This window comes from Pseudomonas sp. MPR-R2A5, assembly GCF_058793055.1.
Map to the genome: position 1 here is coordinate 168,095 of NZ_JBXAFK010000002.1, position 11,834 is coordinate 179,928.

Consider the following 11,834-nt stretch of genomic DNA (forward strand, 5'->3'; position numbering starts at 1 on the left):
CCTCTATCCACACAGGACCCAATACCATGGAAAAGCACACTCACATGCAAGCCGTCGTCTGCCACGGCCCGAAAGACTATCGCCTGGAACGCATCGGCAAACCCCAGGCGCGCCCCAATGAACTGGTGATTCGCATCGCCGCCTGCGGCATCTGCGCCAGTGACTGCAAGTGCCACTCCGGCGCGGCCATGTTCTGGGGCGGCGACAACCCCTGGGTCAAGGCGCCGGTGGTGCCGGGCCATGAATTTTTTGGCTATGTGGTCGAGGTGGGCGAGGGTGCCGAGGAGCACTTCGAGGTCTCCGTCGGCGACAAGGTGATCGCCGAGCAGATCGTGCCCTGTGGCAAGTGCCGCTTCTGCAAGTCGGGCAAGTACTGGATGTGCGAAGTGCATAACATCTTCGGCTTCCAGCGCGAAGTGGCCGAAGGCGGCATGGCCCAGTACATGCGCATCCCCAAGACCGCCATCGTGCACAAGATTCCCGAGTCGGTGTCCCTGGAGGATTCCGCGCTGGTGGAACCGATGGCCTGCTCGATCCACACCGTGAACCGTGGGGACCTCCAGCTTGATGACGTGGTGGTGATCGCCGGCGCCGGTACCCTGGGCCTGTGCATGGTCCAGGTCGCCGCGTTGAAAACCCCGAAGAAACTGGTGGTGATCGACATGGTCGACGAGCGCCTGGAACTGGCGAAAACATTCGGTGCCGATGTGGTGATCAACCCGTCCCGTGACAACGCCCGCGAGATCATCAACAGCCTGACCGACAACTACGGCTGCGACGTGTACATCGAGACCACCGGCGTCCCGGCCGGCGTGACCCAGGGCCTGGACCTGATCCGCAAGCTCGGGCGGTTTGTCGAGTTCAGCGTGTTTGGTGCCGAGACCAGCGTCGATTGGTCGATCATCGGTGACCGCAAGGAACTGGACGTACGCGGCGCCCACCTGGGGCCGTATTGCTACCCGATCGCCATCGACCTGTTCGAGCGTGGCCTGGTCACCTCCCAAGGCATCGTCACCCACGACTTCCCGCTTGACGATTTTGCCGAAGCCTTCGAATTGGCCAACTCGACCAAGTCGATCAAGGTGCTGTTGAAGCCGGTGGTTTGACATGAACTACGTGATGGGCGTCGACATTGGAACCCAGAGTACCAAGGCGCTGCTGGTGGATGCTCAAGGCACGATCATCGCCCAGCACAGCCAGGGGTATCGCGTGGATACCCCGAAAGTGCGCTGGGCCGAGCAGTGGCCACAGGTGTGGTTGGACGCGGTCGAGGCCTGCGTTGCGCAGTGCATGGCCAAGGCCGGGGTTGCGAAAGAACAGGTCAAGGCCCTGTGTATCAGCAGCCTGTACGGTGGTTCGGGGATTGCGGTGGATGCGCAGATCACGCCGCTGCACCCCTGCCTGATCTGGATGGACCGGCGTGCCGGCGAGCAGGTGGCGTGGGTGCGTGAGCACGTTGATTTGGCGCGTCTGTACGCGGTCACCGGCAATTCGGTAGACAGCTACTACGGCTTCACCAAGATGCTCTGGCTCAAGCAGCACCAGCCCGAAGTGTGGGCTGACACCCGTTACTTGCTGCCACCCAACAGCTATATCAACTGGTGCCTGACCGGTGAACTGGCGGTGGACCATAGCAGCGCCGGCAACATGGGCGGGGTGTATGACGTGGCACAGCGGGGCTGGTCGCGGGAGATGCTTGCCGCGCTGGGTATCCCCCTGGCGATGATGCCCGAACGGTTGGTGTATTCCGGCGAAGTGGTCGGCGAACTGCGGGACGCCTGGGCCACGCGATTGGGCTTGGCGGCCGGTATGCCGGTCCTCGCCGGCGGGGTGGATGCGGCCATGGCAACCCTGGCCGCTGGGGTGACACAGCCGGGCAACCACGTGGCGATGATCGGCACCAGCATGTGCTGGGGCTATCTGAACCAGCAGGTGGATGCGCACCACGGCCTGGTGAGTTTTCCCCATGTCTACAACGGCCAACGCGACCTGTACATCTTCGGCGGCGCAATCACCGCCGGGGCGTCGGTCAGCTGGTTTCGCGAGCAGTTCTGCCAGGCCGAGGAGCAACAGGCCCGGGCCACCGGCCAGGACAGCCTGGTATTGCTGGAAGAACGCGCGATGAAGATCCCGGCGGGCAGTGAAGGCTTGCTGTTTTTGCCCTACCTGATGGGCGAACGCAGCCCGGTCTGGGACGACCGCGCCAGTGGCAGTTTTGTCGGGCTCAACCTGTACCACAGCCGCATTCACCTGTACCGCGCGGTCCTGGAAGGGGTGAGTTTCGCCCTGCGCCACAACATCGAGGCCGGCACCCGTGGCGCGCACTCCCTGGACCCGCGCTTGATTGTGGTGGGTGGGGCGAGCCATTCGGATTTGTGGATGCAGATCATCGCGGACGTCACGCGCTACCCGGTGTACACCATCGTCCAGGAAGTGGAAGCGGCCCTCGGCGCGGCGTTGCTGGCGGCGCATACGGTGGGGTTGGTGAGTGATGGGGAGATGGCGAAGGGGTGGGTGCAACTGCAATTGCGGGCGGAGCCGAAGGTGGAAAACGTCGAGGCCTATGACCGCGCGTTCGCCGAGTACCTGAAGCTGTATCCGGCCCTGAAGCCCGTCATGCACGGCCTGCAAGCCCACTGAACATCCGACCACCCCTGTGGCGAGCGGGCTTGCTGTGGTGAGGGGGCTTACTGTGGCGAGGGGGCTTACTGTGGCGAGCGGGCTTGCCCCGCGTTGGGCTGCGCAGCAGCCCCAAATCCCGCACCGCGTTTGGTCTGAAAAAACGCGGTGATCTTACTGGGGCTGCTGCGCAGCCCAACGCGGGGCAAGCCCGCTCGCCACAACAAGCCCGCTCATTACCACAGGCAAGCCCGCTCGCCACAAAAAATAGCTCGCCTGCCACAAAAATGCGGTCATCCAGCTGGAGTTTTAATCCTTAACAATCAATAAGTTATTTTGTTTTTTATATGAGGGGGCTTGCCCCCTCCCACAGCGGATCTTCATTGTTTTTGGGAATTTCATTCATGCAAGCCACCTTCGACTTCACCCACCAGCGCATCCTCGTCACCGGCGCCAGCAGCGGTATCGGCCGCGAAATCGCCCTGCAACTCATCAACAGCGGCGCCGAAGTGATTGCCCTTGGCCGCGACGCCCAAGCCCTGTCTCAACTCGGCTGCCAAACCCTGTGCCTGGACATCGCCGACAGCGCCGCCCTGGATAACGCGCTGCAAGACCTGCCGCCCCTGCACGGCCTGGTCAACTGTGCCGGTATTTCACGCCTGGAACCCGCCGCGGCTATCAGCGCCGACGCCTTCGACCAGGTGATGCAGGTCAACGCCCGTGCCGCGGCCCAGGTCGCCAGCCGCGTGGCGGCGAAGATGATCGCGGCGAAGATCGCCGGCAGTATCGTCAATGTGTCCAGCCAGGCGTCGCTGGTGGCGCTGGACGACCACCTCGGCTACTGCGCCTCCAAGGCCGCACTGGATGCGATCACCCGCGTGCAGTGCGCCGAATGGGGCCGCTTCGGTATTCGCGTCAACAGCGTCAACCCCACGGTGACGCTCACGCCAATGGCGACCATGGCCTGGTCCGAGCCGGCCAAGCGCGACCCGGCGCTGGCGGCGATCCCCTTGGGGCGGTTTGCGCAAACCGTGGAAGTGGCGTTGCCGGTGCTGTTCCTGTTGAGCCGCGCGGCCAGCATGATCAGCGGTGTCAGCCTGCCGATCGACGGTGGCTACACCAGCCGCTAGCCGTTCTCCAGCCGGCCGGCGATAACCACCTTGTCCCGTGGCTTGTATGGGTCTTCCAGGCGGTCGAGCAGCAGGCGTACCGCGCTGCTGCCGGCCAGGGAGGCGTCGTGGGCGACGCAGGCGATCGGCACGCCGAAGATATCGGCGAAGGGCAGCCGGTCGATGCCGCAGATGGTCAGGCTGTCATGGGGGATGTTGTGCATGCGCAGCGCGCGCAGGGCACCGAGGGTGATCAATTGGTTGAAGCCCATGATCGCGTCCGGCGCCGAATGTTCGGCAAGGTAGTCGAGGGTGTGCAGGTAGGAGGGCATCAGCGTGTAGTCGCCGGCCTGCACCTCGACCTGCACCTGCGGGTGTTCGGCCAGCACTTCGCGCAGGCCCTTGAGGCGCTCGACGGTGATGCGTGAATGCTCGGGGCCGGTCAGCACCAGCAGGCGCTTGAGGTCAGGGGTCTGGCGCAACAGGTAATGCGCGGCCTGGATGCCGCTGTGGTAGTTGTCGAGCACCACACGGCTGAACGGGCTGTTGTGGATCGTGCGATCGAGCAGCACCACCGGGGTCTTGCCGTTGCCCAGGCGCTCCAGGTAGTCGGGTTGGTAGCTCGGCTCATCGGACACCGGCGACAGGATAATCCCCGCCACGCGGTAGCCGAGCAGGGTGTCCACCGCCTTGCTTTCCAGCTCTGCCAGCTCATCGGTGTCCACCAGCATGATCGTATAGCCGTGCTGTTTGGCCTCGCGGGAAATCGCCTTGATCATCTCGCTGTAGAACGGGTTGTCGACCGACGCCGTGATCACGCCGATGATCAGGCTTTCACTGCGCTTGAGCCCGCGGGCGAAGGCGTTGGGCACGTAGTCCAGCTCCCGCGCCACTTCGAGAATGCGCGCCAGGGTCGCGGGCTTGACCTGGTCGGGTTTGTTCAGCGCCCGAGACACCGTGATGGTCGTCATGTTGACCCGTTTGGCGATGTCGCTGATGGTGACGGACTTTTTCTTGTTCATCGGTAAGGCTGCAAAAGGAAACACCCGCAGGCTAGCATGCACGGCGGTGGTTGGTGACTCAAATCAACGGGTCCCAGCGTTGCGACCAGTCGCTTTCGGCCTTGACCACCTCACGCAGCAACCCCAGCGCCTGCTGCAATACGGCCGAATCCCGCGCTCGCGAGTACACCAGGAATGTCGGGAAGCTGAACTCCGGCGCCTTCGGCACGCGTTGCATCACGCCGCTGTCGAGGTAGCTCTGCACCACCCGCGTGCGGAAGTACCCCGCGCCGCCGTGCTCCAGGATGTACTGCAACGCCAGCGGCCCCAAGTTGAAACTCAAGGCGGCGCGGGCCTTGTCGGGCAGGGCGGCGTCATGCTGCTGGCGAAAACCCGGGCCCCAGTCGATATACACATACGGGTCCGGCTGACTCACCCGTTGCACCAGGATCAGTTTTTCCTCCAGCACCTGCTCCACCTGCAACCCCGGCCAGTATTGCGGCTGGAACACCAGCGCGGCGTCGAGTACGCCCAGCTCTAGCTGGCGCAACAGGTACTCGCCTTCGCGGATTTCGGTGCGCAGGGCATACCCGGGGATGTGTTCGCGCAGGGCCTGGGCCCAGCCGAGCATCAATGGGTTGCACAGGCTGACTTCGCCACCGATATGCAACACGTTGCGGTAGCCATCCGGCAACGGCAGATCGCGCCGCGCGGCTTCCCAGGTTTGCAGCAACTGGTTGGCATACACCACAAACGCCTCGCCATCGGCGGTCAGGCGCGCGCCGGCGCGGTTGCGTACAAACAGCGTACTGCCCAGCTGGCTTTCCAGGTTTTTCACGCGGGCGGTGATGGCGGTCTGGGTGACGTGCAGTTTCTCGGCGGCGGCGGCGAGGCTGCCGCAGCGGGAGATTTCGAGGAAGGTGCGTGCCAGTTCGATGTCCATGAAGCCCCCAGGGATGAATGGGGGACTATTGTAGTGGAATGCGATCAAGAACTGTGGGAGGGGGCTTGCTCCCGATTGCAGTGTGTCAGTTGACCGATCGGCTTCTGGCACACCCTCATCGGGAGCAAGCCTCCTCCCACAGTTGGATCTACGCTACTCCGGTGATCGGGGCTGGCAGATGATCGGTAGGGAATGCCTTGGCATATGCCTGGCAAACCCGCAACACCGTCTCATCGGCAAACCGCGCCGCGACCACGTGCAACCCCACCGGCAGGCCATTCGCCGCCAGCCCGCACGGCACCGACGCGGCTGGTTGCTGCGTCAGGTTGAAGGGGTAGGTGAAGGGCGTCCACTGCGTCCATGCCTGCATCCCGGAGCCTGGCGGTACGTCGTGCCCGGCCTCGAACGCGGTGATCGGCATCATCGGCGACACCAGCACATCGTAGTGCTCGTGGAACGCTGCCATCCTTGCCACCAGCGCCGCCCGGGCTTCGAGCGCGGCGTTGAAGTCCTCCAGGCTCAACTGCACGCCGCGTTGCGCGATACGCAGCAGGCCGGGGTCCAGCAGCTGTTTTTGCGCATCGCTCATCGAGCCGGTCAGGCGGGCGGCGCCAGCCGCCCATAAAGTGCTGAACACCTCCAGCGGGTCACTGAAGCCTGGATCGATCTGCTCGACATGGGCGCCCAATTGCTCCAGGCCTCGAACCGCCTGGGCGACCACGCTGGCCACCTGGGGATCGACGTTCACATAGCCGAACGTGGGGCTGTAGGCCACGCGCAGGCCCTTCAAGTCCATCGCCCCCGCCAACCATGGCGTGGTCCTCGGCGCGCCGATCAGGCCATCCCGCGCATCCGGCTGCGCCACGGTTTGCAGCATCAGTACGCTGTCTTCCACGGTGCGGGTCATCGGCCCCAGGTGGGACAAGATCGTCATGGAACTGGCCGGCCACTGCGGCACGTAGCCGAAGGTCGGCTTGATCCCGAACGTCCCGGTAAATGCACAGGGAATGCGGATCGAACCGCCCGCATCGCTGCCCTGGTGCAGCACGCCCAGGTTCAACGCCGCCGCCGCGCCCGCGCCGCCGGAAGACCCGCCCGCCGTGGTGCGCGTGTCCCACGGGTTGCGTGTGATGCCGTACAGCGGGTTGTCGGTGACGCCTTTCCAGCCGAATTCCGGGGTGGTGGTCTTGCCCAGCAGCACCGCGCCGGCCTTGCGCATAAAGGCCGGGAAGGGCGCGTCGACGTCCCACGGTCCCTCGGCGCTAGACGTACGCGAGCCCTTGCGGGTGGGCATGCCGATCGTCAGCGTGAGGTCCTTGATCGACGCCGGTACGCCGTCCAGCGCGCCGCAGGGTTCGCCCTTGAACCAACGTTCTTCCGAAGCCCGCGCTGCATGCAGCGCGCCCTCGGGGTCGACATGGCAGTAGGCGTTCACCACCGGGTTGTAGCGCTCGATGCGCAGCAGCGCGTCTTCGGTCACTTCAACCGGTGACAGGCTCTTATCGCGAAAATGCGCCAGCAGTTGCACCGCCGTCAGTTGGCCCATCTCACTCATGGCTGATCCCCCTGTGCCGCATTGACCATGGCGCGTAGCAACACCGCGCAGCCCGCTGCCAGGTCATCCGGCGCGGCGTTTTCGATTTCGTTGTGGCTGATGCCGCCTTCGCACGGCACGAAAATCATCCCGGCCGGGCCGAGTTCGGCGACAAAGATCGCGTCATGCCCGGCACCGCTGACGATGTCCATATGGCTCAGGCCCAAGGCGCTGGCGGCGTCGCGCACGGCGTTGACGCAGGCCGGGTGGAAGTCCAGGGGTGGGAAGTCGGCGGTGGGGGTCAACTCGTAGCTCAGGCCGTGTGTGGCGGCGGTGGTTTCGATCACGCCACGCACTTCATCGACCATGGCTTGCAGCTTGTCGGCATGCAGGTGGCGCAGGTCGATGGTCATCTGCACCTGGCCGGGAATCACATTACGCGAACCGGGGTGCAGGCTCAGGCAACCGACCGTGCCGCAGGCGTGGGGTTGTTGTTGATGGGCGATGCGGTTGACTGCGCTGACGACCTCGGCGGCGCCCACCAGGGCGTCCTTGCGCAGGTGCATGGGCGTCGGGCCCGCGTGGGCTTCGACGCCGGTGAGGGTCAGGTCGAACCACTTCTGGCCCAGGCAACCCATCACCACGCCAAGGGTAATGGCCTGGTCTTCCAGCACCGGGCCCTGTTCGATATGCGCTTCGAAATACGCACCGACCGGGTGACCCGACACCGCGCGGGCACCGGCATAGCCGATGCGCTGCAACTCGGCGCCCACCGACAGGCCTTGCTCGTCCTGCTTGTCGAGGGTGTCCTGCAAGTCGAACTTACCGGCAAATACCCCGGAGCCCATCATGCACGGCGGAAAGCGCGAGCCTTCTTCGTTGGTCCACACCACCACTTCAATCGGCGCTTGGGTCTCGATCTTCAGGTCATTCAGGGTGCGGATCACTTCAAGGCCCGCCATCACCCCGTAGCAACCATCGAACTTGCCACCGGTGGGCTGGGTGTCGATATGGCTGCCGGTCATCACCGGTGGCAGGGCGGGATTGAGGCCAGGGCGACGCGCGAAAATATTGCCGATGGCGTCGACACTGACGCTGCACCCGGCCGCCTCGCACCATTGCACGAACAGGTCACGGGCCTGGCGATCCAGGTCGGTGAGGGCCAGGCGGCAGACGCCGCCCTTGACGGTGGCGCCGAGCTGGGCCAGGTCCATCAGCGATTGCCACAGGCGGTCGCGGTTGATCAGCGGGGCATTGCTCTGGAGCGGTTGGGCAAAGCTATTCATCTTCGTACTCCGGTCAGGCGCTCAGGGCCAGGTAGCGATTCTTGATTGTCGGGTCGGCGCGGAAGTCTGCAGCGCTGCCTTCGTACACCACGCGGCCTTGTTCGAGCACGTAATGGCGGTCGGCGAGCTTGTCGCAGACCATCAGGTTCTGTTCCACCAGCAGCACCGGCAGGCCGTCGTCCTTGACCTTGCGCAGGATCTTCACCAGCTCGTCGACGATCACCGGGGCCAGGCCTTCGGTGGGCTCGTCGAGGATCAGCAGCTTGGGGTCGTTAAGCAGGGCGCGGGCGATGGCGAGCATCTGTTGCTCGCCGCCGGACAAGGCGTGGCCGGCGTTTTTGCGCCGTTCCTTGAGGCGCGGGAACATGCCGTACACATCTTCCAGCTGCCAGCGGCTGGTCTTGCGCGTGGCGATGCGCAGGTTTTCCTCAACGCTGAGCAGGCGAAAGATCCCGCGGTTTTCCGGCACCAGCGCCAAGCCCTGGCGCGCGATTTCAAAGATCTTCTGCCCCACCAGCGCGTGGCCATTGAAGTGGATCTGGCCCTGGCGCGGGCAAATGATGCCGAGGATGCTGCGCAAGGTGGTGGTCTTGCCGGCGCCGTTGCGGCCCAGCAGGGTCACCAGTTCGCCGGGGTTGACCCTCAGCGACACGCCTTCGAGCACGTGGCTTTTGTCGTAGTAGGAGTGGATATTCTCGACGATCAGCATCAGGCAGCCTCCCCCAGGTAAGCGGTGCGTACACGTTCATCGGCGCGCACGAACTCCGGCGTGCCTTCCACCAGGATCTGGCCGTGGCTCATAACGGTGATGCGTTGGCTGATGGACATGACGATGCTCATGTTGTGTTCGATCAACAGCACCGTATGGTCGCGGCCCAGGTCGCTGATCAGTTGGGTCATGATCGGGATATCGTCGATGCCCATGCCCGAAGTGGGTTCGTCGAGCATCAACAGTTTGGGTTTGGAGCAGATCGACATACCCACTTCCAGCACCCGTTGCTGGCCGTGGGACAACTCGCCGGCCAAGGTCTCGGCGCGCGCGGTGAGTTGCAGGCGTTCGAGCACCTGGTCGGCCATCTCCCGGTGTTCGCGCTGGTTGTCGACGTGGCGCCAGAAGTTCAAGGCGCGCGCACCGTCGCGGCCTTGGGCGGCCAGGCGCAGGTTTTCGCGCACGCTGAGGTTCTGGAACAGGCTGGTGAGCTGGAACGAGCGCGCCATGCCCAGGCCGACACGGGCGTGGGCCGGTTTGCGCATCAGGGGGTGGCCGTCGAAGTGGATGGCTCCGGCGGTGGCCTGGCGTTCGCCGGTCAGGCAGTGGAACAGGCTGGTCTTGCCCGCGCCGTTGGGGCCGATGATGGTATGGATGGTGCCGGCTTCGACCTTGAGGTTGACGCCGTTGACCGCATGGAACGCGCCGTAGGCCAGCTCCAGGTCCTTGGTTTCCAACAGGATGCTCATAGCCCTTGCTCCTTGGCGACGATGGCCGCTTTGCGACGGCCGCGCACTTTCTCGAACAGCGACGCCAGGCCGCCCCACAACCCCCCGCGCATGAAGATCACCACCAGGATCAGGATCACCCCCAGCAGCATCAGCCAGCGCGGCCACAGGTCGGAAAGGAAGTCCCCCAGCAGCACGATGGAGCCGGCACCCAGCAATGAACCGAACAGCGAGCCGGTACCGCCGACGATGGTCATGATCAGGATGTTCTCGGACATCGCCAGGTCGATGTTCGACAGCGGCACAAAGTGCAGCAACATGGCGTACAGCGCCCCGGCAATCCCGGTGACCGCGCCGGACAGCACGAACACCAGGATCTTGAAGTGGCGGGTGTCGTAGCCGATGGCCGAGGCACGGGTTTCGTTTTCGCGGATCGCCATCAGCGTGCTGCCGAACGGTGAGGCGATCACTCGGCGCGCGCCGATAAAGATCAGCAGGAACAGCACCGCGACGAAGGCGTAGAACGCTCGCGCGTCAGCCAATGACAGCAGCACGGTGTCACCGATACGGATCTCCGGGCGCGGCACGCTGAGCAGGCCGTTGTCGCCGCCGGTCCAGTCGCTCAAGGTGTAGGCAACGAAGTAGGCCATCTGGCTGAAGGCCAACGTCAGCATCACGAAGTAGATCCCGGTGCGCCGGATCGCCAGGGCGCCCACCAGCAACGCGAGGAAACCACCGGCGATGGCAGCCCCCAGCAGGGCGACGAACAGGCCCAGGTGCAAGTGGATCATCAGCAGCGCCGCGCAATAGGCGCCGGCCCCGAAGAAGATGCCTTGGCCAAACGACAACAGGCCGGTGTAGCCGAGCAACAGGTTGCAGGCCAGGGCTGCCATGGCAAAGATCAGGATCTCGGTGGCCAGGGTCGCCGAAGGTAGGATCAACGGCAGGCCGATCAACACCGCCAGCACCCACAGGAGCATGGCGCGTGACTGGGTCTTGGCAAACGGCAGGGGGTTTTTCTCGCTCATGTCAGGCTCTCCCGAACAGGCCGTAGGGGCGCACCAGAATCACCGCGGCCATGGCGCCGTAGATCATCAGGCTCGCACCCTGGGGCCAGAGTGTGGTCATCAGGCTTTGCACCACGCCCACCAGCAAACCGCCGACCAGCGCACCGCTGAAGGAACCCATGCCGCCGATGACCACCACCACAAAGGCGATCCCGAGAATTTCCGGCCCGACAAAGGGTTGGGCACCGCGCAACGGTGCGAACAGGACGCCCGCCATGCCCGCCAGGCCTACGCCGAGGGCAAAGGTCATGGAGAACAGCCGGAAGATATTGGTGCCCAGCAGCGACACGGTTTCGGTGCTCTCGCTGCCGGCGCGCACCAGGGCGCCAAAGCGCGTGCGTTCCAGCAGCAGCCACAGGCCCAGGCCGACCAGCCCGGAAAACAGGATGAGGAACAGGCGGTAGTAGGGGTAGACGAAATCACCCACCACCAGCACCCCACGCAGCAGTTCCGGCACGGCCACGCTCTTGCCCACCGGGCCCCAGATCATCACGCTGGCCTCCTGGATGATCAGCGCAATCCCTAGGGTCACCAGGATCTGGAACATGTGCGGCAGGTGATAAATCCGCTGGATCAATAATCGCTCGATCACCCACGCCAGCGCGGCCACCACCAGCGGCGCGAGCAGCAGCGCCAGCCAGAAGTTGCCGGTGAGGCTCACGGCGGTGTAGCAGATGTACGCGCCCAGCAGGAAGAACGCGCCGTGGGCGAAGTTGACGAAGTTGAGCAAGCCGAAAATGATCGTCAGCCCGACCGCGATCAGGAAGTAGATCATCCCCAGGCCAAGGCCATTGAGTATCTGGAACAGGTAAAGATTAAGCATGCACAAACCCTCGAA

11 protein-coding genes are annotated in these 11,834 nt (G+C 64.3%); 3 read left to right on the forward strand and 8 right to left on the reverse strand.

The genetic code is table 11. The features are described 5' to 3' along the window. The first annotated feature begins 26 nt into the window (after positions 1 to 26). The 3 genes from AC1Q6I_RS02195 (at position 27) to AC1Q6I_RS02205 (ending at position 3,749) form a co-directional block, all read left to right on the forward strand. Positions 27 to 1,106, forward strand: a complete 1,080-nt coding sequence (locus tag AC1Q6I_RS02195) for an alcohol dehydrogenase catalytic domain-containing protein (RefSeq protein ID WP_069076627.1) — start codon at positions 27 to 29, stop codon at positions 1,104 to 1,106. A 1-nt stretch (position 1,107) separates the two neighbouring features. After that, positions 1,108 to 2,640, forward strand: coding sequence for an FGGY-family carbohydrate kinase (locus AC1Q6I_RS02200; protein ID WP_102625332.1), 1,533 nt, complete (start codon positions 1,108 to 1,110; stop codon positions 2,638 to 2,640). Between the two features lie 383 nt (positions 2,641 to 3,023). Beyond that, a complete protein-coding gene (locus AC1Q6I_RS02205; RefSeq protein ID WP_102625209.1) occupies positions 3,024 to 3,749 on the forward strand; it encodes an SDR family oxidoreductase in 726 nt (241 codons plus the stop codon). Here the strand turns inward: AC1Q6I_RS02205 and AC1Q6I_RS02210 are convergent. The 8 genes from AC1Q6I_RS02210 to AC1Q6I_RS02245 form a co-directional block, all read right to left on the reverse strand. Continuing rightward, positions 3,746 to 4,750 (reverse strand): LacI family DNA-binding transcriptional regulator, encoded by a 1,005-nt coding sequence (locus AC1Q6I_RS02210; protein ID WP_102625210.1) that lies wholly within the window; start codon positions 4,748 to 4,750, stop codon positions 3,746 to 3,748. The two genes, AC1Q6I_RS02205 and AC1Q6I_RS02210, sit on opposite strands and share 4 nt — an antisense overlap. Positions 4,751 to 4,808: 58 nt before the next feature. Beyond that, entirely contained in the window at positions 4,809 to 5,672 is an 864-nt protein-coding gene (locus AC1Q6I_RS02215) for a LysR family transcriptional regulator (RefSeq protein WP_024076365.1), read from the reverse strand. Positions 5,673 to 5,820: 148 nt separating this feature from the next. After that, complete coding sequence (locus AC1Q6I_RS02220) at positions 5,821 to 7,227, reverse strand: amidase (protein ID WP_024076364.1); 1,407 nt, start codon at positions 7,225 to 7,227, stop codon at positions 5,821 to 5,823. Further along, entirely contained in the window at positions 7,224 to 8,492 is a 1,269-nt protein-coding gene (locus AC1Q6I_RS02225) for a Zn-dependent hydrolase (protein ID WP_102625211.1), read from the reverse strand. The genes AC1Q6I_RS02220 and AC1Q6I_RS02225 overlap by 4 nt, the downstream gene beginning before the upstream one ends. A gap of 13 nt (positions 8,493 to 8,505) precedes the next feature. Beyond that, complete coding sequence (locus tag AC1Q6I_RS02230) at positions 8,506 to 9,201, reverse strand: ABC transporter ATP-binding protein (protein WP_102625212.1); 696 nt, start codon at positions 9,199 to 9,201, stop codon at positions 8,506 to 8,508. Then, the gene (locus AC1Q6I_RS02235) at positions 9,201 to 9,950 is read right to left on the reverse strand and encodes an ABC transporter ATP-binding protein (RefSeq protein WP_024076361.1); all 750 of its coding nucleotides are present in this window, start codon (positions 9,948 to 9,950) and stop codon (positions 9,201 to 9,203) included. Before AC1Q6I_RS02235 ends, AC1Q6I_RS02230 begins: the two co-directional genes overlap by 1 nt. Continuing rightward, positions 9,947 to 10,957, reverse strand: coding sequence for a branched-chain amino acid ABC transporter permease (locus tag AC1Q6I_RS02240; RefSeq protein ID WP_024076360.1), 1,011 nt, complete (start codon positions 10,955 to 10,957; stop codon positions 9,947 to 9,949). Before AC1Q6I_RS02240 ends, AC1Q6I_RS02235 begins: the two co-directional genes overlap by 4 nt. Before the next feature lies 1 nt (position 10,958). Next, positions 10,959 to 11,819 carry a branched-chain amino acid ABC transporter permease gene (locus AC1Q6I_RS02245; protein ID WP_024076359.1) on the reverse strand — a complete coding sequence of 287 codons (861 nt, stop codon included), beginning with the start codon at positions 11,817 to 11,819 and terminating at the stop codon, positions 10,959 to 10,961. Positions 11,820 to 11,834: the final 15 nt, after the last annotated feature.